This window comes from Calothrix sp. FACHB-168, assembly GCF_963889195.1.
GTDB classification, from domain to species: Bacteria; Cyanobacteriota; Cyanobacteriia; order Cyanobacteriales; family Nostocaceae; genus Aulosira; species Aulosira anomala_A.
In genome coordinates this window covers 454,431-479,666 of the sequence record NZ_CAWPNJ010000001.1, presented here as the reverse complement: position 1 = coordinate 479,666, position 25,236 = coordinate 454,431, and the positions used below count along the sequence as shown (strand labels likewise).

The following is a 25,236-nucleotide window of genomic DNA, read 5'->3' as shown; positions in this document are numbered from 1 at the left end:
TTTTGCTACCTAGGTTATTGATAAATAATACATAGAATAAAAATATACACAAGTGTTCACTAGTAAATACTTGTGAACAAGAACTTATATTAATGTATCCATAACAAAAATTACTGTTACTGTGTTAATTTTTTTATGTTCTCAAGTAATAAAATAATATCGCATAAACACTTAAAATCTTTTTTCAATCAAACTGAGTTCATCGAATTTGCCTGTTTTACTGCCAAAAATTGGTAATTTAAAATACATGCTTAAGGTTATGGACTTGAGGGTTAAGCATCTTAAGGCACAAAAATTTACTACCGACAGATTATTTACCTGAAAATTTCAGTGTAGTATAAAATACTTATGTTCAATGTACCATTTAATTGTGACAGGGGAAGCATTCAGTTTCATAAAATACCCCGCTTCACGCCTGTATTGCTTTTGGTAGGAGATGTTTTTGGCTTATTTATCTGTTTAAAAATTACATTCTGGTTACGTATAGGTCAACCAGTAGGATTTGATACGGTTGTTTGCGGATTTATACTACTAGTCTTGGCAGGGCTTTATTTAGCAGATACTTACCATCCAGATACACAAATAGCAGGGTTACGTGCTCCAGCTCGCATTGTGATTAGTAATTCTATTATTGCTGGCATTACCTCTGCTTTAATTTACCTATCCGGGACTTGGGGACAGTACCCGTTTTTAGGGCGAGGAATTTTGCTAGTGAGCTTGGGAATATTTACAATCTGGGCAGTAATATCAAGGTTATTGGCGGTTAAGTGGTTGCGATCGCACGCTGAACAAAGTTTGTGGTTAATGCTGGGTGCTGGTGAGAGTGGTATAAAATTTGCGCAAATGTTCTTAGAGCAGAACCCACTAGGGCGCTTAGTGGTTTTAGCAGAAACTAGTAAAGATATTACTGAATTAGCTAAAACAGGATCTAACTTAAGTTATGGAGGTAATATTAAAGACTTAGCTGTTTGGAACCAGTATCCTTGGTCAGGTTTGGTTGTAGCCACTCAGATGAGTTTTTCTGAGATCCAGGTGGAGCAGTTGATGCAATTAAGACTGCAAGGTATTCCTATTTATCGATTGCCGGATATTTGCGAAACATTATGGTATAAGCTGCCCTCTTGTTTGCTAGAAGATAGTTGGTGGGCTTTCAGTAGTGGTTTTAACTTAGTCTCTAGCGGTATTAGTTTGAAGTTAAAACGCTTGGTAGACTTGATATTGGCAGGGCTGTTATTAATACTTTTATTTCCACTGATGTTATTGGCAATGGTGGCGATTAAGTTGGATAGTCCTGGTTCTGTTTTGTACAGCCAAGTACGTACTGGGCTTTATGGTAAGCCATTTAGGGTTTATAAATTCCGCTCAATGTATAAGGATGCGGAGAAATTGGGGGCACAATGGGCTAGTCAACGCGATCCGCGCATTACTAGAGTTGGGTATTTGCTGCGAGTGCTGCGCATTGATGAATTACCACAGATTTTTAATGTGATTCGGGGTGATATGAGTCTGATAGGCCCCAGGCCAGAAAGACCGGAGTTTGATGTCAAGCTCAAAGAATCGATTCCTTACTACGAACTACGTTATTTAGTTAAACCAGGTATCACCGGCTGGGCCCAGGTATTGTATCCCTATGGTGCTTCGGTGGAGGATGCTTCGGAAAAGCTAGCTTACGACCTTTACTATATTAAGAATTATTCTCTGTGGTTAGATATTGCGATCGCATTTAAAACTATCCGCGTGGTTTTGTTGGGTAAAGGTAGATAAAAATAGTAAGTGGGCATTGGGCATTGGGCATGGGGCATTGGCGTTGTGTGATGTAGAATTGGGGACTAATCGGCTGATGCGGGTGCTGGTAAGAGATAAATTGCCCCAGAAATTAATGTCAGAATTACAGAAACCCAAAAAGCTATCAAGGCTGGGAATTGCCAATCGGGTGATAAGGGTGCAATTAAAAGAGCGATCGCAATAATTTGACTGACGGTTTTGAGTTTACCCCAAATATTCGCTCCGGTAATTTGAGTTTGATTGACGCGCCAACCTGCGATCGCTAATTCTCGCGCTAAAATCAGAAACACTCCCCAAGCGGGGACTCTACCTAATTCAATCAACACCATCAACGGTGCCAATACGAGAAATTTATCGACTAAAGGGTCAAGAAACTTACCTAAATCGCTAATTTGGTTGAGTTTACGTGCTAAATAGCCGTCTAACCAATCAGTTAATGCTGCTACTAAAAAAATCGCTAAACATATCCATTTTGCTTGGGGTGTAGGGTTGTATAAGCCATAAAGCAAAAATGGTATTCCTAATAAGCGCGAAAAGGTAATCCAGTTAGGTAGGGTCATAAGCCAATAGGTTAGGGAGCAGAGAAAGCAGAGGGGGCAGAGGAAGCAGAGGAAGCAGAGGAGAAATCATCAATGCCCAATGCCCAATGCCCCATGCCCCATGCCCATCATTCAAATACTACTGTGCGATTGCCATAGACTAATACGCGATTTTGTAAATGCGATCGCACTGCTCTGGCTAGTACAATTCTTTCTAAATCTTTGCCTTTTCTAATTAAATCTTCTACTGTATCCCGGTGGCTAACTCGCACTACGTCCTGTTCGATAATTGGCCCGGCATCTAAATCTGTAGTTGCATAATGGGCGGTAGCACCGATAATTTTCACGCCTCTTTCAAAAGCGCGGTGATAGGGATTTGCGCCGATAAATGCAGGTAAAAAAGAATGATGAATATTAATAATTTGCGGAAATTTAGTAATAAAATCTTCGCTGACAATTTGCATATATTTTGCCAATACAACTAAATCAATGTTGTATTGTTGCAGTAATTCTAATTGCTGAATTTCCTGTTCGGCTTTGTTTTCTTTGGTGATGGAAATATAGTGATAATTAATGCCAAATTGCTCGGCTATTGGTTTTAAAGAATTATGATTACTAATAATTAAAGGTATTTCCGCGATAAATTCTTTGGCGCGGTGTCGCCAAATTAAATCAAATAAACAATGGTCTTGACGACTTACCCAAATAGCAATTCGGGGTATGGTATCAGAAAAATGTAGTTCCCACTGAGCGCCTAGAGGTTGCGCTATGGCATTAAATGCCGGGCCGATTAAATCTCGTGGTAAATTAAACCCTGCTAATTGCCATTCAATCCGGGTGAGAAACAATCCTGCCGCAAAATCTGTATGCTGATCGGCATGGATAATATTGCCACCATTCGAGTAGATAAAATTAGCAATTTTCGCCACCAATCCCTGTTGATCGGGACAAGAAATCAGCAATGTGGCTGTTGGATTAGTCATTGGGTATTGGGCATTGGGCATTGGGCATTGGGCATTGGGCATTGGTCAGAGACGCGATGAATCGCGTCTGTACAATTGTCTTCCTTGTCCCTGTTTCTCTATCTTCCTTACTTACTAGTTGGAGTTGGAGTTGGGGTTGGTTGTTCGCTATTATTTTTGGGTTGTTGCCATTCTGATAATTCGCGATTTACGGCATTTTCAAAGTCTTTAGATACCAATAGCACATCTATATTACCATCGGGTTTAACTGTTGGATTAGCTTGGACGTATAAGGAACTACCGTTAGGGTTAAGCTTTCCTAACAATAATTGCTGGTTTTGTTGATTTTTTAGCTGGATGTTAATTGTAGCTTGGGGTTGATCTAAACCGAATTCAGCTTTTTGACTGGGTGGGATTGAGAAAATGCGATCGCTTTTTCCCTTAACTAACAAATCCATCAAGTAAGAAACAATAGCATCATTCGCTGGTTCTGACACAGGCGATTTTAGCAACCACTTCGGCTGGTTTCCTTGGGGGTTGCGTTCTAAAGACAAACTCAGCTTTTGGGTTGTCACCGTCAACGACTGCACATCATCTGCAGTGAAAGAGAAAATTTGCTGCTGTTTCTCCTTCACTTCTTCGCGCTGACTTCCCCCGCGAATCTCATAAAAGTAAACAAACGTACCCAAACCCAGCGCCAGCAATAGCAAAATTAAAGTCGTTCGCGAAAATTTCATACTACCTCCTGCGCCACCACATCACCGCAGCGCCTACCAAACCAAACAGGGGTAAAAGTAGCAGCGATGATAAGGCTAAAACACTAGCTTGGACGGCGTTGATGTTTAAGCGGCGGTTTTTGGCTTCTTTGGGACGAATGGATAAGGGTTGTTTATCTTCTTGTTGACTTAGCCAAGTGACTGAATTCAAGAAGACATCACCGTTAAGTTGCTGTTGAAATAAGCCATCTTTGGCAAATTCCGAATTACCAAATACTACTAATCTCGATTCCGTCGCCGTTGTTTCTGGTTGCTTGTCGGTTGGCGGTGCAGAATTAGCGGGACTGGGTGAAATTGTCGGACTAGGACTAGCTTGATTAGCGGTGGTTGGTGATGGTAATGCAGTCGGTGAAGTTGTCGGAGTGGGTTTTGCTTGTCCTGTTGCAATTGGGGATGGGGATGGTGATGGTGTTGCTTTTCCTTGGGTTGTGGGCGATGGTAAGGGTGATGGTGTGGGACTAGGTTGGGTTTGAGTCGGAGATGGGGCGGAAATTTTCTTTTTCAACGCTACGCCTAAAGTTAACGGCCCTTTTAAATCTTTATCGGCGTTAAACTCTAATTTTTCACTTTTCAGGTCACTTTCTGCCCAACTGTCAGGATAAGGTTTAGTTCGCAGTAATGGTGTAGATTCAATTCCCGGTACTGGGGTGACTTCTATCGGTCTTGCTAACTGATAAAAAGAAATACCATTGGCGAAATCTTTGGTAATTGGATGTTGTCCGTAGTCGGTAACGATGGAAACCGCAGGGCCAATTTCGGCATTTCTTTTTGACAAATCCACCGCTAACCGATTATCTACACGTACACCCCAATCTTTGAGTAAGTTATCCAGTTTGGGTTCTGTACCTAAGTCAATCATGAGCATTAAATTACCGCCGCGATTGAGGTAATCTTGCAAAGCTTTGACTTCACTATCAAATAATCCGCGTTTTGGCCCGGCGACGACTACAGCCGTTGCGTCATCGGGAACTTTCGGCTGTTCGGTTAAATTTAAAGCTGCTGTTGTGAAATTTTTATCAGTTAATTCCTGAACCGCTTGGGAAATAGAATCTTGTGCGGCTGCTAGTTGATGTTCGCCATGACCTTGAAGAAAATAAACTTTAGCGGCGTTAGTGGTAGTAATTTGTTGCAAGCGATTAGTTAATCTGATTTCTGAGAGTCTGTCTCTATCAGAAACTACCTGGACTAACTGTCTTTTACCTTGATATTCTAAATAAATTTCCCCGTTATCTTTATAACCAAATTGTGTAGCTAATCCCGGTCTCGCATCGGGATCGACATATTCAAATTGAAATTTAGAATTTTGTCGTCGATAATTGTCTAATAAATCTCTGTCTTGGGGATTTTGGCTTTTATCAAAAATCCAAACTTTTACAGGTTGTGAAAGATTATTTACTAATTCCCGCGATTGGGGCGCTAAGGTAAATAATTGGGTTTCTGTAAAATCTGCGCGATAGTGGTAGCGAGTACCTAAAAAATTGATCAATCCCAAAATTACTAATACTGCCATTGTGGCGACTAAAGCATTAGTACCAGCTTGGGTTGAACGTCTCCCCCACCATTGACTTTCTTGGCTTTGAATAAACACCCATAAGCCAATGATTACTAATCCAGTAATCAAAAATGCTAAGGAAATCGTCCCCCATGTTGATGACACTAATCCCGAAGTTAAACCCGCAACCAAGAAAAAAGGGCCTAGCCAAAATAAATATTTCCAAAGTTTCTTTTTAGCGACGATTTTCATGTGATTTGTCAAATTGTCAATGGTTAAGAGTCAATGGTTAAGAGTCAACGGTCAATGGTCAATGGTCAATGGTTTTAAATTTGGACTATGGACTTTTGACTATTGACTATGGACTATTGACTATCAACTATTGCCTCTGAAAGCGCAATGTATCAATGGATTGTGATGTCAAAAAGACACCGAGAAATATGTAAGTTGCAAATAACAGAATGGCGCTGGTGTCAAAGATGCCTTGAATAAGTGTATTAAAATGCTTGAGTAAGGAAATATAACTTAAAGCTTCGCCGATAAAACCGGGGATAGCTTTAGAAATAAAATCAACGAATAACAGCAGTAAAATCACTGCAAAAGTTAAGACGGCAGAGATAATTGTACTGTCTGTTAAGGATGAAATAAACATTCCTAATGATAAAATTGCGGCTGCTAGCAAGATTAAGCCTAAATGACCCAACAATAAAATTGTGAGTGACATGGGTGGATTTGATTGGCTGATGACGAAAACTTCTAGTGCAATTAAGGGCACAATCATAGTGATGAAGAAGGTTAGCACGCCTAATAATTTACCTACAGCAACCGCCCAGTTTGTGATTGGTGACGTAGCTAATAGTTCTAAAGTGCCCCGTTTGCGTTCTTCGGCATATAATCCCATTGAAAGAATGGGCAAGATAAATAATAATAGCCAACTCATGCGGTCTAAAAATGCTCGCAAAAATTCATAAGGTACATCAATTGCTGGTAGTTGCACGCTCATTTGTTGTCCTTGTAAATCTATGGCGGCGACAGTTGCTAAAATTCCATCTGGTGCTGGCGCTAGCAAAAGCATGACGAGGAATAACCCAGATAAAAACCAGAATATGCCAGCAATTACATAAGCTAAGGGCGATACAAAGTAACTTTGCAATTCCCGGCGATAAATAGCAATAATATTACTCAGTACGATACCCATTTACGCGGCTTCTCCTTCTGTTGTTTCTGAGTCTTCTAAAGACTCTACATTTTTTTCGGCTGTGGTGAGTTGTAAAAACACATCTTCTAAGGTAGCGCTGACACGCCGCATTTCATGCAAGGCAAAGCCAGAACGTACTAATGCTGTCGCAATATCTTTTCCGGGTTCGGTTCCTGGTTGAGATATTATCCGCAAGTAAGCGCGGTTTTCTGGCGCTGGCTGATGACTCCCGACTGTCGGCATTGATTCTACCAGACTGACGCCGGATATATTTTGCAGGACTTGTTTTGCTAGGGCTGCTTCTCCCTCAATCTCTAATTCATATCCTGAGCCACCTGTCAACTGTGTCATGAGATTTTCTGGTGTGTTGGTGGCGACTACTTTACCGCGATTAATAATGGCAACGCGGCTACAAGTCATGCTAACTTCGGGGAGAATGTGGGTAGATAGGATAATGGTATGGGTTCCCGCCAGACTTTTAATTAAATTCCGTACTTCGATAATTTGCCGGGGGTCGAGTCCTACGGTGGGTTCGTCTAAAATAATTGCTGGCGGATCGTGGACGATCGCCTGAGCAATTCCTACCCGTTGCCGATATCCTTTAGATAGCTTGTGAATTAGTACCTTGCGCTTATCCTCTAAATTACATCGCGCGATCGCACCTTGCACTTTATTATTGCGATCGCCTGCGGATACTCCCTTAATTCTCGCCACAAAATGCAAAAATCCCTCCACCGTCATATCGGGATATAAAGGCGGCGTTTCTGGTAAATAACCAATTCGTTGACGCACAGCTAAAGAATTTTCATGCACATCAAAGCCAGCTATTTTCGCCGTGCCCTTAGTTGCTGGTAAATAGCCAGCTAAAATCCGCATAGTCGTAGTTTTACCAGCGCCATTAGGGCCTAAAAACCCTAGAATCTCCCCAGGTTCGACATTAAAAGTCACATCAGTAATCGCTGGGGTAGAACCGTATATTTTACTCAGATGCTCAACTTCAATCATCGGTCTCAGGCGATCGCATTTTTAGAGAATACCCAACAATATTAGATCACCATGTTGGAAAAATACGGACTGGGGGTTGGTTGTTGATTGTTGACGGTTGATTGTTGACTGTTGACGGGTGACTGTTGACAGCCCTGTTTATAATATTTCACAAATCTTTAACGGATTGCTATATATGTCTTGTTGGTTGATGAGTGCGTCATTTACTGAAATGAGTCAGCGTTAAAGCTTTTCGTCTGCGGAAAACACTAAAATGAGTGCGTGATTTACCGAAATGAGTCAGCGTTAAGGCTTTTCATGTGCATAAAACAGCGAAATGAGTGCGTGATTTACCAAAATGAGTAAGTGTTAAGGCTTAACGAGTAAGCGTTAAAGCATTTTGCTTGCGGAAAACACCAAAATGAGTAGGCAATAATCTTTTTTGAGAAGGTGTTAAGGCTTAATGAGTAGGCGTTAAAGCATTTTGCCTTCTCAAAACATTAAAATCAGCCAGTAAATTAAAATTTTGCTAAAAAAGTAGGTTTTTATATGTTTTTTTGATGAAGTTGGGAGTAATTGCGATCGCCAAGCATAATCAGCTGTAGCCATCTAAATTTAAATTGTGTAGCTTTGCCTTGACTTCAATCTCATTGAAGTAAGGGACTTCCAAATAAAAAATATTCCAATCATTAACTTACCAAACCCGCAACTCGTCAGGGCGGGCTAACCCATTGGTGTCAACTTAAGTATCTCTGACTTAACCAACAGACCGCCCACAGGCTGTAAGCCTGGGGCTAACGTTACATGAGCTTACCTACGTGGGCTAAATTTTCTTAGCCCACGTAGGTGGGCTTTGTTCAATTAGCCGCACCCTTCGAGGGTGACGGCGGTTTATTGGGTAAGCAAGGGGTTGCAGATGAGGACAAAACCTAGTAACCAAAAGGGTTTCACGTTAAGTTGACACCAATGGGGGTAACCCCGCCCCTACAATTTGGCATAATTTATTTTTTGGAATTCCCTAAACTGTTTTAAGAATAATATATTTATGGGATGAATTAGGTTGATATCGTGAGTTTTGATAATGTCTGTAAATTGCTTGCAGAGAAATATCCAACAGATTTTGTGCGGTGGTTAATTGCTGAAGAATCTACCAATGTTAAGGTGTTAAAAACTGAGTTAAGTTTAGAACCAATTCGTGCAGATTCTGTGACTTTTTTACAAACTGGCAATCGGATTTTGCATATTGAATTTCAGACTTTAACACAGTCTAATCCTGCGATTCCTTTCCGAATGCTAGATTATTCTGTGAGGTTAAAACGTCAGTATAAGTGTCTAGTTGTACAGGTGGTAATATTTTTGCAGGAGACGGATGATGAAATTGCTTTTACTGAAGAGTATGTAGATGATACAACTATACATCGCTACCGTGCAGTAAGAATGTGGGAGCAAGATTCCAGCTTATTTTTGAGTAATTCGGCATTGTTACCGTTAGCACCTTTGTGTCAAACTGATTCTCCACGAGATTTATTATCGCAGATTGCTCAGGAAATCGTTAAAATTCCAGATAGAGAGACAAGGCAAAATACAGCAGCCTACACCGAAATTTTAGCAGGTTTGCGGTTTGAGAAGGGTTTGATTCGTCAGTTATTACGTGAGGATATTATGCAGGAATCGGTTATTTATCAGGATATTTTGCAGAAGGGAGATAAACAAGGAGAGGAACGTACAATCATACGCCAGCTTAATCGACGTTTTGGTGAAATAAATTCGTCATTGATTGATAGGATTAAACTGTTACCTATTGAAAAACTAGATACTTTGGCAGAAGCATTACTAGATTTTTCAGCTTTATCTGATTTAGTTGTTTGGCTTGAGCAAAATACAAGCAGTTAAGTAATCGTAGGTAAAATGTTGGTTTCCGCATAAATGTTGGGTTTCGCAAAGCCTCAACCCAACCTACGAATCGATGTAATTCTACTTTTAGTTCATCTCACTGCCACACCTGAAGAATTAGCACAAGCTTTTTTAGAATGGGCTTCAAATCGCGATCGCAATTCAGCGCTGTTATCAGATTATGCAGTTAGCTGGGAAAGTATGTATGACAACGAGGAATAATAATGTGCATTAGTAAAACTCTTGTGGGATGGGCGTCTCGCCCGTCCTGGGCGGACAAGATGTCCAGCCTACAAGAAAATTATATTGCCACATTTTAGTCGTGTCAGTCCACTACCAAAACTGGGCATATGACGTTACCTTGGGACAAGCAAAAAGTGACAGACAGCACAGAAGTAGAGGAAGTAGCAAGGGTATTTATTGAAGCGAACTGCTATCACCCCCCAGTGCCAAGTATCGGATTTCTACAATGTTGATTACAACGTGGGAATGGGTTGTGTTATGAATCTTTAAAAATTTCTGAAAGGCTTATATGTTACAATTCACAAGTCTCGACGCGAGAGAAGAGACCTCCCACAACGCGGAACGCAGGCCGTTTGAAACAGTGGGACGTAGGGAGGTGTCCCACTGGGGCATACCAGGTAGCGAAGTCATATTTAATACTAGATTCTTTTATCCATCCACCATTCAACCATTTACCAGATATCTGCCATCCTACACGAGTGTAGAAAGCATTCTCATTTTTTCCTACTTCTAGCCAGATTTTTCTCTGCACACTAAAGCCATATCGCCCATTGCTGTATTTTACCCACAGTTGGTCAATAGTGCGTAGGTCAGTGCAAGGAAAGTTTTCAATAGATTCAATATTAAGCCAGCCGTCTTTTTCTCTACCAGTGGCTTTCAGCATCACAGCTAGAGTTTCCTCATCTGCGTCTTTCCACTTGCCTGCTGCTAGCAAATCGCACAGCTTGGTGTAGTCTACTCCCTTTTCAGAGCGCAGTTTTTGTTCTTTTTGTGTTTTTCGTGGTCTAATTCTTTCTTCAACTCGCTTTACATCTTCATCTTTGAGTCCTAATGACTTTTGAAACTGTTTTAATTCATTGCGTACATATTCATCTAAAGGGTATTGCGCTTGAACTGCTTTTGTAAATTCCTGCTCATAACGCCGTAGATTATTTCCATACTGTTCTTTTTCTCTCTGAACCTGTTTTTGATATTCCGCTTCTTTAACAGATTTAATTTCTAACTCAATCGACTTTACATCCTGATCTCTCAAGCCTAAAACATCTTGCTGATAATCTTTCAGTATTTTTAAAATATGTTCATCTAAAGGATATTTTTGCTCAACAGCCTTAGCAAAAGCTTGTTTGTAACTTTCCAAGCTTACTAACCGTCTACGAAAAGGTTCTAAGACTTCAGTTTCTATTTCCTCAGCTTTTTCATCTGTGAGTCCAAATGTTTTCCGTTTTGGCTTTAAGACTAAGAAAGCAAATTCATTCAGTTCACCATTTCTGGCATATTGTTCAACCAGTTTGCGATACTCTGCCTCTGGATTCTTTGGCGCATAAGCCAGTACAAGATTGTATGCTTCCTTATCTTGAATAATCCCTGGTATCATCTTCGGCTTCACTGCTTGGACTTTTGCCTTAGCGTAATCATGCAGTTCCTGTACATAAATCTTGCCATCACTATCTTTGTCTGCTGCGCCTGTCTCAATTCCCTCAACTAAATACTGAGTGTAGAGCGAAAGTGTTGCACCTTCTTGTTCAAAGGAAGTTTGTGTTGCACTGGAAGATGTGAGAACAACTCGCCCCTCCGCGCCTAACTGCTTTTTGATATCGATACTGGCACTTTTTGCTCGCCAACCTTGAGCATAAGCACCACTGTAGCAAGCATCTAAAATCAAGACTTGCCGTTTCGCATAGCAATTGTATGATTGCCTTTGGATAAAACTTGCATCTACAGCAGTAGCTTCAAAATCATCTTTAGCTGTATTTCGAGTTGCTAAATAGAGATGATCTTGATCATTAGTAATACCATGACCAGAGAAAAAGAATAATACTAAATCATCTTTATAAGCTTGTTTAAACAGGTTTTGAATTGCCTTTCGCATAGCGATCGCATCGGGATTCAGGAGCCGTTCTACTTGCTCAAAACCTCCCAGATTTGGGTTTTGCAAAACTCTCTCCATAGCTTCCACATCATTGAGTGCAGATGACAGGGGAGGAATACCTTCACCATACTCACCGACTCCAATCAGCAGCGCTATCTTCTTAGCCATTTTTGCCGTCACCCATTGCTGCTAACAACTCTTTTGCTATTCTTTCAATTTCCAATAGCTCTGTTCGGCTTTTAGCCTCAATGTTGACTTGTTTATCTCCCACTTTGACAGTAACTTTCATTGGTTTGTCACCCAGGCGATCGCCCAGAAAGCTTAAAAATGCCTTGACATTCTTTAGACTCACCTCAGCCGTCAGCACTCCGATCAAAGTAGCAAACCCTAGCTTGCTTCCCGCTTCTGGGTTCAAATCTTCAGCGCGATCGGCTTTCTCTACCTCATCCAGTTCCCGAATTTCTCGCAGCAGCTTGATAGCTATCTGTTGCCGTCTGTTATCATCTAACTCTGGATCATCAACAGCAAAAGTAAATTTAATCGTGGGTTCGCCTGTCATCGTCAATTCCAAAGTCCTGTTATCTACATAGTGATAAACTATACCTTTAAATTCTACGATTCGTTATCAGAATAATTCCCTAAAAATTAACCAATTATGGCGATAACTTAGCTGATATCTAAAGGATAATCCACCCAGAGGAAACCAAAAGCGATGCTTAGGGCGGTAAACTACGCAATCTCAACAATACCATTGCGATCGCATATTTTTTACTCAGCTTCCGTCGCCGCTAACTTTTACTCAGCTTCGCCAATTAAAGTAAAAGTAGCCCAATCAACGGGATTTGGATTGTTTTTCATCGTCGTCAGCATCGCCTGTCGCAGCGCTTGCGCCTTGTCAGGGCTTTTTTGCAGATTTTGATAAAATTCCGTCATTAATGATGCTGTGGGCGCATCTGGAACCGACCACAAGGACACTAAGACACTGGGTACACCAGCAGAAATTAACGAACGAGATAAACCAATTACCCCATCCCCAGAAATGCGTCCGCGTCCGGTATCGCAAGCGCTTAAAACTACTAATTCTGCATTGAGTTTTAAATCGAGGATTTCTGCTGCTGTTAATAAACCATCACCTTTTTGATTTCCCTTGCTACCGGGTGAGTTTGGTGCAAGAGCGATCGCACTATTTAAACCTTGGATATCATCAAAGATACCGTGAGTTGCTAAATGTGCAAATCGCGCTTGGGTTAAACGCCCAAGTACTGCTGCTTTCGTTGCTTTGCTACCGATGAGCGGTTGGGTTTTGAGTAATTTGGCGATCGCATTTGCTTCTTGTTCTGCACCGGGTAAAGGTGTTAACTGTTGCGGTTTGTCGCCAATTTTGGGGGAGATAAAAGGCATAGTCGGATTACCCACAATCAAGGTATTATTCCCCTGTATTGGTTGCTTTCCTATGCGTTGCAGTTGTTTGTGAGTTAAATCTAAAACCTGAATTGATGGTGATGTGAGAATAGTGTGCTTTTCAATTAAATATTTACCTTGCTCATCTTGTAACGCCGGAAATGGCACGAGAAATAATCCACCTTGAGGAATGAAAGTAACTCTTTCATTTGGGTTTTGCGGTAATAAATCAGCAATTGGATTAATTAGTAATTGGTAGAGATGCTTTAAATTGTTTTTTGCTGCGGGTGCATTGGGGTTGTAAACTACATTAACGCCACGAAAAGCTGTACCTCTTGTACCGATGGAGTTGCGGCTGGTAATTATATAATCATTTAAAGTTGTTTTATCTTTTTGCCACAATGGTTTAAGGTCGGTTTTGCGAAAGCTAACTTCACCTGTAGGTTTGATTACCCATATATAAAGTTCTGATTCTTTAATCTGGGGTTTACCTGCGATTAAAAATTCCTCTTTAATTATGGAATATTGAACCAAGTGAGAATTTTGCCTTTTGGCAATTTGTTGCATTTCCAAAATTGAGGGTAATTGAGGCGCTTTGGTAACATTATTATTTGCAGATAAGCGAGATGTTAATAACTCTAAAAATGCTCTAGCACGACCACGTTCTGATATTTCTAGTGCAGTTTCAGGTTTATTTTGCGCAATCAAAACCTGTTGCAACAGTTGGTAAGTAGCAAGTTGGGTTTCAAACAGGGAAACTTTATTAGCATCGCTTAATTTTGGTCTGAGAGATTCTAAAATATCTATGCCAGTGCGTAAAGCTTGTTCTGCTTCTGGCAATTTCCCCGATTGATAGAAGGCGCTACCTATATATCTAAAAGTTCGCGCTTGAGCAGGTTTATCACCAACTTCTTGAAAAATAGCTAAGGCTTGAGCAAAAGATTCTAACGCTTGCGGATATTGTTTTTGATAGGCGTAAACTCTGCCAATATTACTCAGAGCAACTCCTTGTCCACCGCGATCGTTAACTTCTCGAAAAATAGTTAAAACTTGTTGAAATAACTCTTGTGCTTGGGAATATTCGCCTTGATTACGCCGAAAATCTCCAATATTGTTGAGACAAGTTGCTTCTCCTCGCCGATTCCCTAATTGTTTAAAAATAGCTAAGGCTTGTTGATAATATTCAACAGCTTGAGTATATTGATCTATAGTGCGGTAATACAAGCCAATAGAGTTAAGAATCAATGCTTCTTGTTTGCGATCGCCAATTTTTCTAAAAATATCTAAAGATTGCTGTAAGTAACCTAATACTTGCGGATACTGCCCTAAACTAGTGTAAATTGAACCCAGGTCAGCAAGCGTAAAGGCTTCGCCAGAGCGATCGCCTACCTGTTTGCGAATAGCTAAAGCCTGTTGATAAAAGTCTAAAGCCTGAGGATACTGTCCTAAACCTTCATAAACTTTGCCAATATTATTCAGAGCAGTTCCTTCATTCAAGCGATCGCCTAATTCTCTAAATATATCTAAGGCTTGTTTGTAAAATTCTAGCGCTTGGATATAATCGCCAAGGGTACGTTGAACTATGGCGATGTAATTCAAGCTCAGTGCTTCACCAGGACGGTCTTTAAGTTGTCGATAGATTGCTAGCGCTTGTTGAAATGACTGTAATGCTGCTGTATATTGACTAGTTTGAATTTGGCGATCGCCTTGCTGATACAAACGGTCTGCTTCTGCTTTCTGTGCATTGGCTGGTTGCGCCAATACCTGTGACATTTGCAAGAATGCTAGAAAGTTAGCCGTTGGTGAGAAAGTTGTCAGGATGAGGGTAATAAATGCAATTAAACTCAGATTTCGATAACCCATAGCTGTTCGCCGTCCCAATTTCCATCAAACAGGATTTCAAAAATATATATCTCTGGTTAATCTCAAGATATGCAAATTTAATACCAGTTTGAAAAATGATTGCGACAGATGGAAATCTGAAACGCTTATCCAATAGATTAGGACTTACGCACCGAACACAAAAACCCTCACAAGGATGGTCAAAAGTCAAAAGTCAATGGTCAAAATTCAGGTTTTTGGACTTTGGACTATTGACCATTGACAAAAAGCATGAAAAATATCTGACACTGCGTAAGTCCTATAGATGTTCCACAATCCAAAATCTAAAATCTAAAATCCAAAATAGTATAAGTATCCCATTGCCCGCATAAGCATTTACTGATATGCTGATGAACAACCAAGACAATTTCTAAATCCTTTCTAAATAGCTGGCATTAAAACCTCAACTGCTACAGAACGAACATCAAAGCATTTGTAACTAACTCCTCAAGGTTTCTGTTTAAATTTGCACCTGGCAATTACTCGATTTATTGTCAGAATAGTCTTGATTTTTACTGTACTAACCTATATAGTTCTTCCCATCTTTCGCCGCTAAATTACTGAAAGTACCAATGCGGTTAGTTAATCATGTCCCAACGCACAATCCAAAGCATATATACAGATGGCGCTTGTACGGGAAATCCTGGCCCTGGTGGTTGGGGTGTCGTCGTTTACTTCAGTGATGGCTCAGTTCACGAGTTAGGCGGTGCATCATCCCACACCACCAACAATAAAATGGAAATGCAAGCTGCGATCGCAGCTCTCGAATTTCTGCAAACTTCTGGACAACAAAAACCCATCACTCTTTATACCGATAGCGAATACCTCATTAACTCAGTTACCAAGTGGATAAAAGGCTGGAAAAAGAAAGGATGGGTAAAAGCCGATGGTAAACCCGTACAAAACCAAGACCTTTTAGAAACTTTAGACAAACTGAATAGTTATATAGTAAATTGGGAATATGTTCGGGGTCATTCTGGTAATATAGGTAACGAGCGGTGCGATGTCATTGCTCGGACTTTTGCTACTGGCAAAGTTCCAACACTTACACAATCGTCCCTGACAGATTCTCACCAAGCATTACCACAACTAAATCAAATAAATGTAGCAAAAATAACTGAATCTCCAGCAACCTTGACAATAATTGAGACAACTCAACCAGAAAACAATTCTGGATCGCATATAACCACAATGGAGCCAACTATCATAAACTCTTCTGTTCCTATTGATGATAAGCCACCAGAAATGAGAGTGGCACAACTGCGCGCTCTGGTGGAAACATTACGCATTGCCGACGAAATAGCCACTAAAGGTTACTTAATCACGAGTTCGGAACTTGCCGATTTAATGGATGTTCATGCTAGTGCAGTTACCAGTCGCGGAGATCAATGGCGCTGGCGCAACTGGATAGTTTCACGAGTCAGACGAGAAGGTAATCAAATTCTCTGGGAACTAGAACGCGCCGATCAAGTAGGAGGTGAGGAAGATTAGGTAAAGAGGCAAGGGGGCAGGGAGCAGGGAGCAGGGGGACAAGGAGGACAAGGGGGACAAAAAAGCAGAGGAAGCAGAGGAAGCAAGGGTGCAGAGGAGGAAAATTATATAAATACGCTCCCTCTGCTCCTCTGCATCTCTTCCCCCTCTGCTCACCACTTGCCCCATGCCCCATGCCCCATGCCCTATGCCCCATTACTATAAGTTCTTCCACGCCATTCTTTAGGCTGGCGGAATGCAGAAAGGAAAATTCGCAGCACGGCTAGAGGATCGGCTAAAGGCGAAAGCCAGAACAACCAGCCACCTTTAGCTGTTTTGCGATCGTAAGAGGGTGCGATCGCTAATAACATTGCAAAGCGAATCGCCAGCAAAAATATATTTAGTCCCAATAACAAGAGAATGGGAAGCTCGGCAGGTTGAGGGATAAGCAAACCATAACTCAGTAAAATTACCAGGGGTAAACCTTGAACTGCTGAAAGTAGCCATAAATCCCCCCAAATCTGAGCGCGCGGCGATGCGTCTTTAAGGTCGAGGCTGCGCCCCCATTCTTTCCATGTTTCAATTGCACCCTCATACATCCGTACTTTTAGCACCTTTGCCCCATCCAAAAAACCCACCTTAAATCCTTGTGCAGCAATATAGCGAGCTAAGGTAACATCATCACAAAAAGAACTACTTGCACTTGTATAACCATTGACCGCAGATAGCACAGAACGCCGACATAAAAAGCACTGACCATTAGCCATTACTCGTTCTGGCTGTTCTGTATTCACACCGGCTGGGTCAAAGCGATACAGCAGAGTCATTAACAAAGCCGGTTGTAGCCAACATTCCCCAGGATATTTGAGAATAAACTGAGGTGACAGAGATACCAAATCATAGCCCTCTTTTTCGGCTGTCTGTACCAACCCAGCAATCAAACCAGGATGAGGTACAGTATCTGCATCCATCCCTAAAAACCATTCGCTTCCTGGGGAAATCTGCAAAAAGCCATTATGTAAAGCCCAAGGACGACCCACCCAACCAGCAGGTAAGGGGTCATCTGTAAACACGCGAAAGCGAGGATCTTGCTGTTGTGCAGCCTTTACCAAATCAGCTGTACCATCTTGCGATCTGCTGTCTACAACAATTGCTTCCCGCATTTCATAGCTTTGCTGACTTAAGCCTTGCAACAGTGGGCTAATCCGCAAAGCTTCATTCAATGTTGGCACCACCACGCTGACACTACCGAAAATTTCCGGTGTCGGCTGTTGGGGTTGAATAGGCCGTTGGCGTGTCGGCCCCTTAAATAACCGTGAAAGTAAAATCGCTGTCGCTGGTATTTGCAGTAATAGTAATAAAAGCGATAAATAGGTCAGCGTCATTAAATATAAATTGGCAAGGGCTGTCATTTGTCATTTGTCATTGGTCATTGGTCAGAGACGCGATGAATCGCGTCTGTACAATTTGTCTTCCTTGTCCCCTAGCCCCTAATCCCTAGCCCCTAGCCCCTAGCCCCTACTTCAAAGCCACCTTGACTTTTGCTACGGAAATTTCTGGAGTTCCAGTATCTACAGCCACAGCTTGTCCATTTGTCCCTTGCCACCACAGTGCTACAGCCGGAGCTACACCTAGCAACAAACCAAGTAATACAGGGATAGAGAAGCCAGCAGCCAAACTCATAACAGTAGCAAAGCCAAAGTTGCTTAAGTAAACAATCAAAGGTACATTCAGCTGCGATCGCTCTAATTTAATGGGGTTATTTCTCCACAAAAATGCAGCCACAGTCATAAATACAGACCCGGTACCCATCCAGCCAGCAAAGTTTTGGTAGGGCATACCAAAGAAAGCACCAGGCTGTTGCCAATACCAGAAGGGCAGAGAAGTTTGACTCATTGCTGGATCAAGTACAAAATCCCAAGATGTTAATAATAAAGCACCTAAGGCGATCGCACCTACATGACGCAACAAGCTGGGTTTTTTGTCTACTTCTAAACCAGCACGCGCCAACAGGTAAGAAACACATCCCACATAAAACCATGACAAAGGAATTGTGAACGGAACTAAACCAGCAATTTTATAGCCCAGTCCACTTAGATAACTATAGTGACCAAAAGGAAAGCCAGTGCTGGTTCCCGACAGTTCACTTCCTAAAGAAATAAACACTGAGGGCAGCAAAAATGCCAAAGCGCGACCCAATCCTAAAGTCCGGTAGGCATACAAAAATACAGCCGTCGCACCCAAAATCATATAAACCACACCGCCTCCAGCCATACTCCACTGCATAGCGGTTTGTCCAACCTCAGTGAGGTTCATAATAATTTCGGCATTCGGCACGACTAGTAGTATACCTACAAGTCCAAACACCATAGACACGATATGACCAATCAGGCATACGCGCTCTGCAATAACAAGTTGTCTCATGATCGTTCCTTAACAAGATGTGACATTCGGCTACTCGGCTGCTAACAGTTTACAAATGTTTAAGAAAAAATTTAACTAGTTATCCACAAATTCTCTGTAAACTTATCGAACTGTTTCGGCACGAGCATAATCAACGATTGCTAGAACCGAGAAAATATAAGATGATAAAGTAACAGTCTAAGGCATGAAATAAAAAATCTATACCTCTGACTCAGACCTTTATTCATAGTGCTATCAGCTCCTAGCTAAAGCACAATCAAGTTTTAGCATCAACAAGCCAATTTAGGGTTGATAGGAGTTATGTATAAACAAACTCATAAAACCCATTAAATCAAGACTGTAATTACCTCCTCATAGTCGAGGAATCATAGTTTCACTTGCTACAAAAACTTAACCCATGTCGATTTTGCAACGCATCCCTTGGGTTTCTCTCACACTATTACTATTGAGCTACAGTACCCTGGGCTGGGTAATATCTGAGACTAAAGCCCCTTTGTTTATTTGGGGAATTACTGTGTTAGGTATCTTACTATTTGTAGGCTGCTTAACTGTTCCCTGGACAAGGATGACACAATTATCTATTGTTGTTTTTAAATCCAATACTAGGACTTTTTTATTTTCAGTTTTGGCAGCCTTTTTATTCTTTGTCATGCTTGCTTGGTTTCGCATGTTCCTTGACACATTGCTAATCATAGCGGCAGCTATCTTAGCGAGAATAGACTTTCAAGCAGCTGGATACAAAGAAGGGCAAGCTTTTTGGATTACATCTGCACTTTCATTAGCAGGTGTAGCCTTAGGCGCAGGAATGCAAATTCTCTATTTCCGCCACTGGGCAATCCCTTAATTTTCCTTGAAGGACAATTTTCTCATAAAAAAATAGGGTGTAAATCAGCTAATACACACCTAAATCAAATATTTTGGCGTTAGCACTGTCAAAAGCTAGCTTGGACTATTTACTTTTGACAACCTAAGTGCGTAATAGCTTATACCAATTCAATGTCAATATGCCTATAATTTAGCCTGCGCAGGCAGGCTTTGTAATTATAGCCCCACCCTTATAGGGTGAGGGCGTTAATGTGCAGCCTCACCAAGAATTGGTATTACCACCCTATTTTTTTCAGCTATTTCTTAGCTAGCAACCGGTTCAGCCGCCGCAGGTGCGTAAACACTGACTTTTTTACGAGTTTTACCCTTTCTTTCAAAGGTAACAACACCGTCGATTAACGCAAATAAGGTGTCATCGCTACCAATACCAACATTGTTACCAGGGTGGAATTTAGTACCGCGTTGACGTACCAGAATATTTCCAGCACGGACAACTTGACCACCATAGCGTTTTACGCCTAGACGTTGAGCATTAGAGTCACGACCGTTGCGTGTACTACCTGTTCCTTTCTTATGAGCCATAATTTCCTTTTGTGACTTAACTTTTATTGATTATTATCAGCAGTGGTTTCTTCAGGGGAAGCTTGAGCAGTTATTGCTGCTTCTTCCAAAGCTAGAACTGCACCATTGAGGTTAATTGAATTAATCAACAGTCTAGTGATTTCCTGGCGATGTCCGCGTTTTTTGCGGGTTTTCTTCTTCGGCTTCATTTTGTATACCAGGACTTTACGACCTCTCAGATGTCGTAATACAGTCCCTTCTACAGTCGCGCCTGCTACTAGCGGCTGACCAATGTTGAGTTCGCCGTCGTGTTGGATTAGTAATACCTTGTCTATTGTAACTTTCTCATCAGGTTGAGCAGCCAATAGCTCAATATCGTAAAAGCGGCCAGCTTCAACTTTTAGTTGTTTACCGCCAGTTTCAATAATTGCGTAAGTCATCGAATTGTCCTTGAGGTTGCCGTACAGGTAGCTGGCCTTGCTTACTTGGAGATAAGCTGTTTTTATGCTTTTGCCAGCTTTTGCAGTATGTCTACCTGATCCGAGCAGGAATTAGACAGACAATCTAAAATTGTATCTGATTGACTGCTATAGAGCAACATAACACAACTATTTTCACCACAAAAGTCTCAAGTATAGGGCTATTTGCGCGATCGCCAAATTAAATAAGAGATTTTTCCGAAAAATTTTTGCTGATTTAGCGAAATTGAGATTTGCGCTGATGTAGATCAATGAGACACAGAACAGCACCGAAAAGTCTGAGCAGCAGATCATAGTTGCTCAGATTTTCTCTATTCTCCGGTTACAGCGCTACAAACTAGGGAGATTATTTATAAATTTTGCAAAACTTTAAAATATTTAACTTTTAAAAAAATAACTATTAGCTATTCACGGTTATAAAGAGCGATCGCTTGTAATTTATAGCCATCCTCAATTATTTGTGAAATATTACATTTATGGTTGTTGCTCGTCAACAATCAACACTTCGACAGGCTCAGTGCGGCGCAGCCAAAACCATAACCTTTCATAAATTGACCGACATTAACTTATATTGACTCAATCACATGAAAAGAATAGACGTAGAACAAAGAACAATTCTCATAGGTTTAGCTGGTAGTCATGGCTATGGATTAAACCGTCCCGATTCTGATTTTGACTACCGAGGAATTTTTATCGCCCCTAAAAGATATTATTTAGGGTTTGATAACATAGAACAAAAAGAAAATGGTTGGGACGAGCCAGGAATATTTTCGTTTTTAGATAATAATCAAGACACAGTTATTTATGAATTAAGAAAAATCCTACATTTATTAGCTGGAGCAAATCCCAATGTACTAGAATTACTCTGGTTGCATAACTTTCCCGTACTTACAGATATTGGCAAGCATTTAATTAAGCATAAGCAAATATTTTTAAGCAAAAAAGTTAAACATACTTATTCTGGTTATGCTTTTGCTCAAATCAAAAAAATGGAAACCCATCGTAAGTGGTTATTAAATCCTCCCCAAAAGAAGCCAGTACCATCCGATTTTGGCATAGAAGATGAATTACCTTTAGTTAAAGAAGACCTTAATGCATTTTTAGAGTATCTTTATCTCTTAATTAGAGGAAGAATCGAATTTTTAGAAGAAGCCGAACAGTTATATAAACTACTGACAGCAGACATAGATTTCAAAGGCGTACTCAAACAGTACACCCTACCCGACGAAACTATGGAATACACACAAAAGCTCACCAACAGCCGCAAAGATTTTATCCGTCTGCTGCAAAAAAGTCAAAGCTATCAAATAGCTTTAAGAGAATGGCAAGCTTACTTATCATGGCAGAAAAATCGCAATCCAGCCAGAGCAGAAATGGAAAGCAAATCTGGATTTGATTTGAAGCATGGGATGCATTGTATTCGACTATTGCGTAGTGGACTAGAAATTTTGCAACAAGGAGAAATTACTGTTGATAGAAGAATCGCTGGTGATGCAGATGATTTAAAAGCGATTCTTCAAGGTGCATATACATACGAGCAAGTAATGAAAATGGCGGAAGAATTGGTTGCAAAAATGGAAACTGCTTATGCACAATCAACTCTCCCTCATAAACCTAACTTGGAGCAAATTAACAACTTATGTATGGAATTAGTAGAAATGCAAGGATGGGAATAAATTAACAGTGAGAGCGGGGTTATTCCAGCAGATTTATTTTCCCCATTTTGATATTCTTCTCTTGCTTAACTTGACACATAAACCTCAATTCCTAATAATTTGCTAGCTCCCCGACTGCTTAAAAAAGTCGGGGAGCTAAATATCACTAATAACTCTTGTCTATTGCTTTATACCTATTGATATAAATTGTTATTTAACTTTTTCTATCTATCTCCCTAAAGCATAACCCTCATCACAGAGGAATTTTTAGCAGTGATTCGAGTGCTTGATCGCATATCTTAGCTGAATAAGTAGGTTTGAAATCTCGATCGTAATTAATTTACTTTCTTGATAAAATATTATTATACATATGATAAAAATACTGTAAAATTCATTAATACTTGCAAATTAATCGCAAAAGATGTTATAATCAACGGATAAATATAGAAAAACACCTAAAAATTGCTAATTTGACTCTATTTGCAGTCTATGATTCTGGTCAAGCCAAATATCTATCAGTGGATTAAGGTGAGAGCAGAGAGTTTTTGATATGGCAGTGTAAATAGCCTTGTTTTGGATTTAGTGAAGTTGCATTGTCTCGGATGCAGCAGAGATTTACTGGTTTATATAACAGTATAAATTTGTTGCGATCGCATAACTTACAGCCCAATTAATTATTAACTAATTGTAGAGATTTCTTATTCATAAATATTTAGTTTGTTACTTAACTAAGTATAAAATACAGCCAAAAATAGTTCAGAATTTAACTAACAAATATAAGATATTTTGGACACCAACCATGAAAATAACATTTTGTAATTTTGCCGATAACGTCAAGCAATTCCAGGAAAAAGGTATTATTATCTAAGTAAAAACACTTAGGCATGATATATAAATTACAGCAAAATACTTTTTTATAACTATGTGCCAGAGATTACGCGGAAATTCACAATTATGACTAGCAACAACTTCATAGTTGACGCATAATAAATAATCTGAAGTGACAATATTGCCTTCAGTCGGGTGTATACTACTTACTTTCCTACGGCGAATAAATTTGTAAACGTGCTATTTAACTGTCTGTTATATGAGTAACGACATAGATCTGATCAAACGGCTAGGCCCCAGTGCGATGGATCAGATCATGCTTTATCTGGCTTTTAGTGCCATGCGGACTAGTGGGCACAGGCATGGGGCATTTTTAGATGCGGCGGCTACAGCAGCCAAATGCGCAATCTATATGACCTACCTGGAGCAAGGGCAAAACCTGCGGATGACAGGGCATTTGCACCACTTAGAACCGAAGCGGGTCAAAATCATTGTGGAAGAGGTCAGACAAGCCCTGACTGAAGGAAAATTGTTGAAAATGCTAGGTTCTCAAGAACCGCGCTATTTGATTCAATTGCCTTATGTCTGGATGGAGAAATATCCTTGGCGTCCTGGGAAATCACGCATTCCCGGTACGAGTCTGACTACCGAGGAAAAAAGGCAAATTGAGCAGAAACTACCTAGTAATCTGCCTGATGCCCAGTTAATTACCTCTTTTGAATTTTTAGAGTTAATCGAATTTTTGCACAAGCGATCGCAAGAAGACATGCCCGTTGAGCATCAAATGCCTTTGAGCGAAGCTTTAGCGGAGCATATCAAGCGCCGCCTGCTTTACTCTGGCACGGTAACCCGGATAGATTCTCCTTGGGGTATGCCTTTCTATGCGCTGACTCGTCCTTTCTACGCGCCAGCAGACGACCAAGAGCGCACCTATATCATGGTTGAAGATACCGCCCGGTATTTCCGGCTAATGAAAGATTGGGCAGAACGGCGACCAAACTCTATGCGTGCTTTAGAAGAACTGGACATTCCACCAGAACGCTTTGAGCAAGCAATGGAAGAATTGGATGAAGTGCTGCGGGCTTGGGCTGATAGGTATCACCAAGAAGGGGGCATTCCGATGATTTTACAGTTAGCTTTTGGTAAAAAAGAAGACTGATAAATCAACTTAAGGAGCGAGAGCCATTTACGGACTTTGTCTGCTCGCGCGCCCTGCTCCCCCCTAGCCTCTAGATGGGAGCTTTAATTGCTACCTAGCGGGTTCCACCCGTTCCTAAATTTGGAAGGGATTCTGTAGCTCTAGGAGCTTGCGGAATAAATACAGATGTCGAAGTACTAACAGTATCGCTACCACTGATACAGGTGTTTAATGCTTGATCGAGTGCTAATTTAAATTCACTCCGCAAGCCAACCACACACTGACCAAAGCGAATAGGTAACAAACTCCGACTGCAGTAGTTCAAAATATTTACGTTAGGTTGTTCCTGAGTGGGAATGCGACTAATTGCAACTACACAGCTTGCTAATTCCTCAGGGCGTCGTACCTGTCTACAGGTATTGAGAGCATCTACAGCATTTATTTTTGTCTGTCTGCTAATGGAAACTACGCAGGAAGACAAATCTCTGGGACGTAGCGCGCCAGCACAAGCTTGCGATGCTGTATCCGCATTGATATTAAAGCGCAATAGCTGACCGGCACAAGCACGGAAATCATTATTGCTGTAGGAAGCATTGATAGCCATAGTGGGAACCATCGTTGCTAACCATCCGGCGATCGCTAAAACTGGCGCTGTTACCTTAACTGTTTTAGCCGACAATATTTTATAGTCAGAACCGCCTTTTTTGCTCATCGATTTTTACTCCTTAAGATTCCCATTCTCCAAACACCAAGGTTATCCTAACTCAATCAGCGCGATCGCACCTGTAGTTCTGGGTAATTTTCGCAGCATTTTTGAGCATAACGCAGTAAC

At 40.9% G+C, this 25,236-nt stretch carries 21 protein-coding genes; 7 read left to right on the top strand and 14 right to left on the bottom strand.

All coding sequences use genetic code 11. The annotated features are described in order from the left end of the window. Nucleotides 1–348 precede the first annotated feature (348 nt). Nucleotides 349–1,764, top strand: a complete 1,416-nt coding sequence (locus AACW45_RS01920; protein WP_190627086.1) for a sugar transferase — start codon at nucleotides 349–351, stop codon at nucleotides 1,762–1,764. A gap of 65 nt (nucleotides 1,765–1,829) precedes the next feature. On the opposite strand, the gene pgsA is transcribed toward AACW45_RS01920, so the two are convergent. The 6 genes from pgsA to AACW45_RS01890 all read right to left on the bottom strand — a co-directional run bounded on the left by pgsA (nucleotide 1,830) and on the right by AACW45_RS01890 (nucleotide 7,757). Beyond that, a complete protein-coding gene (gene pgsA / locus AACW45_RS01915) occupies nucleotides 1,830–2,345 on the bottom strand; it encodes a CDP-diacylglycerol--glycerol-3-phosphate 3-phosphatidyltransferase (protein WP_190627084.1) in 516 nt (171 codons plus the stop codon). 107 nt (nucleotides 2,346–2,452) lie between these two features. After that, on the bottom strand, nucleotides 2,453–3,307 hold the full coding sequence (gene purU, locus AACW45_RS01910) for a formyltetrahydrofolate deformylase (protein WP_190627500.1): 855 nt from the start codon (nucleotides 3,305–3,307) through the stop codon (nucleotides 2,453–2,455). Nucleotides 3,308–3,414: 107 nt separating this feature from the next. Beyond that, nucleotides 3,415–4,023, bottom strand: a complete 609-nt coding sequence (locus tag AACW45_RS01905) for a DUF4340 domain-containing protein (protein WP_190627082.1) — start codon at nucleotides 4,021–4,023, stop codon at nucleotides 3,415–3,417. A gap of 1 nt (nucleotide 4,024) precedes the next feature. Then, nucleotides 4,025–5,806 carry a GldG family protein gene (locus AACW45_RS01900; RefSeq protein WP_190627081.1) on the bottom strand — a complete coding sequence of 594 codons (1,782 nt, stop codon included), beginning with the start codon at nucleotides 5,804–5,806 and terminating at the stop codon, nucleotides 4,025–4,027. 127 nt (nucleotides 5,807–5,933) lie between these two features. After that, nucleotides 5,934–6,752, bottom strand: a complete 819-nt coding sequence (locus AACW45_RS01895) for an ABC transporter permease (RefSeq protein ID WP_190627079.1) — start codon at nucleotides 6,750–6,752, stop codon at nucleotides 5,934–5,936. Next, the gene (locus AACW45_RS01890; protein WP_190627077.1) at nucleotides 6,753–7,757 is read right to left on the bottom strand and encodes an ABC transporter ATP-binding protein; all 1,005 of its coding nucleotides are present in this window, start codon (nucleotides 7,755–7,757) and stop codon (nucleotides 6,753–6,755) included. A gap of 1,047 nt (nucleotides 7,758–8,804) precedes the next feature. On the opposite strand from AACW45_RS01890, the gene AACW45_RS01885 reads away from it, so the two are divergent. Continuing rightward, entirely contained in the window at nucleotides 8,805–9,629 is an 825-nt protein-coding gene (locus tag AACW45_RS01885) for a DUF4351 domain-containing protein (protein WP_190627075.1), read from the top strand. Between the two features lie 33 nt (nucleotides 9,630–9,662). Continuing rightward, nucleotides 9,663–9,851 (top strand): hypothetical protein, encoded by a 189-nt coding sequence (locus AACW45_RS01880; RefSeq protein ID WP_190627543.1) that lies wholly within the window; start codon nucleotides 9,663–9,665, stop codon nucleotides 9,849–9,851. Nucleotides 9,852–10,164: 313 nt separating this feature from the next. Here the strand turns inward: AACW45_RS01880 and AACW45_RS01875 are convergent, their stop codons facing one another. From AACW45_RS01875 to AACW45_RS01865, 3 genes are all read right to left on the bottom strand, one after another. Next, complete coding sequence (locus AACW45_RS01875; RefSeq protein ID WP_190627073.1) at nucleotides 10,165–11,910, bottom strand: caspase, EACC1-associated type; 1,746 nt, start codon at nucleotides 11,908–11,910, stop codon at nucleotides 10,165–10,167. Then, a complete protein-coding gene (locus AACW45_RS01870) occupies nucleotides 11,903–12,301 on the bottom strand; it encodes a hypothetical protein (RefSeq protein WP_190627072.1) in 399 nt (132 codons plus the stop codon). The genes AACW45_RS01875 and AACW45_RS01870 overlap by 8 nt, the downstream gene beginning before the upstream one ends. A 236-nt stretch (nucleotides 12,302–12,537) precedes the next feature. Continuing rightward, complete coding sequence (locus tag AACW45_RS01865; RefSeq protein ID WP_190627070.1) at nucleotides 12,538–15,006, bottom strand: CHAT domain-containing protein; 2,469 nt, start codon at nucleotides 15,004–15,006, stop codon at nucleotides 12,538–12,540. Between the two features lie 603 nt (nucleotides 15,007–15,609). Here AACW45_RS01865 and rnhA point away from each other — a divergent pair. Continuing rightward, nucleotides 15,610–16,515, top strand: a complete 906-nt coding sequence (rnhA, locus tag AACW45_RS01860) for a ribonuclease HI (protein WP_190545062.1) — start codon at nucleotides 15,610–15,612, stop codon at nucleotides 16,513–16,515. 185 nt (nucleotides 16,516–16,700) lie between these two features. Here the strand turns inward: rnhA and cruG are convergent, their stop codons facing one another. Both cruG and cruF read right to left on the bottom strand, forming a co-directional pair. Next, nucleotides 16,701–17,906 carry a 2'-O-glycosyltransferase CruG gene (gene cruG / locus AACW45_RS01855; RefSeq protein ID WP_190627068.1) on the bottom strand — a complete coding sequence of 402 codons (1,206 nt, stop codon included), beginning with the start codon at nucleotides 17,904–17,906 and terminating at the stop codon, nucleotides 16,701–16,703. 106 nt (nucleotides 17,907–18,012) lie between these two features. After that, entirely contained in the window at nucleotides 18,013–18,918 is a 906-nt protein-coding gene (gene cruF / locus AACW45_RS01850) for a gamma-carotene 1'-hydroxylase CruF (protein ID WP_190627065.1), read from the bottom strand. A gap of 397 nt (nucleotides 18,919–19,315) precedes the next feature. On the opposite strand from cruF, the gene AACW45_RS01845 reads away from it, so the two are divergent. Then, nucleotides 19,316–19,762 (top strand): hypothetical protein, encoded by a 447-nt coding sequence (locus AACW45_RS01845; protein ID WP_190627063.1) that lies wholly within the window; start codon nucleotides 19,316–19,318, stop codon nucleotides 19,760–19,762. 284 nt (nucleotides 19,763–20,046) lie between these two features. Here AACW45_RS01845 and rpmA read toward each other — a convergent pair whose 3' ends face one another. Next, the gene (gene rpmA / locus AACW45_RS01840) at nucleotides 20,047–20,325 is read right to left on the bottom strand and encodes a 50S ribosomal protein L27 (RefSeq protein WP_096642226.1); all 279 of its coding nucleotides are present in this window, start codon (nucleotides 20,323–20,325) and stop codon (nucleotides 20,047–20,049) included. A 23-nt stretch (nucleotides 20,326–20,348) separates the two neighbouring features. Continuing rightward, entirely contained in the window at nucleotides 20,349–20,744 is a 396-nt protein-coding gene (gene rplU / locus AACW45_RS01835) for a 50S ribosomal protein L21 (protein WP_190627061.1), read from the bottom strand. A gap of 623 nt (nucleotides 20,745–21,367) precedes the next feature. On the opposite strand from rplU, the gene AACW45_RS01830 reads away from it, so the two are divergent. Beyond that, on the top strand, nucleotides 21,368–22,459 hold the full coding sequence (locus AACW45_RS01830; protein WP_190627059.1) for a nucleotidyltransferase domain-containing protein: 1,092 nt from the start codon (nucleotides 21,368–21,370) through the stop codon (nucleotides 22,457–22,459). A gap of 1,066 nt (nucleotides 22,460–23,525) precedes the next feature. After that, nucleotides 23,526–24,425 (top strand): heterocyst differentiation master regulator HetR, encoded by a 900-nt coding sequence (gene hetR, locus AACW45_RS01825; RefSeq protein ID WP_096642223.1) that lies wholly within the window; start codon nucleotides 23,526–23,528, stop codon nucleotides 24,423–24,425. 94 nt (nucleotides 24,426–24,519) lie between these two features. Here the strand turns inward: hetR and AACW45_RS01820 are convergent, their stop codons facing one another. After that, nucleotides 24,520–25,116 (bottom strand): hypothetical protein, encoded by a 597-nt coding sequence (locus tag AACW45_RS01820; protein ID WP_190627057.1) that lies wholly within the window; start codon nucleotides 25,114–25,116, stop codon nucleotides 24,520–24,522. Nucleotides 25,117–25,236: the final 120 nt, after the last annotated feature.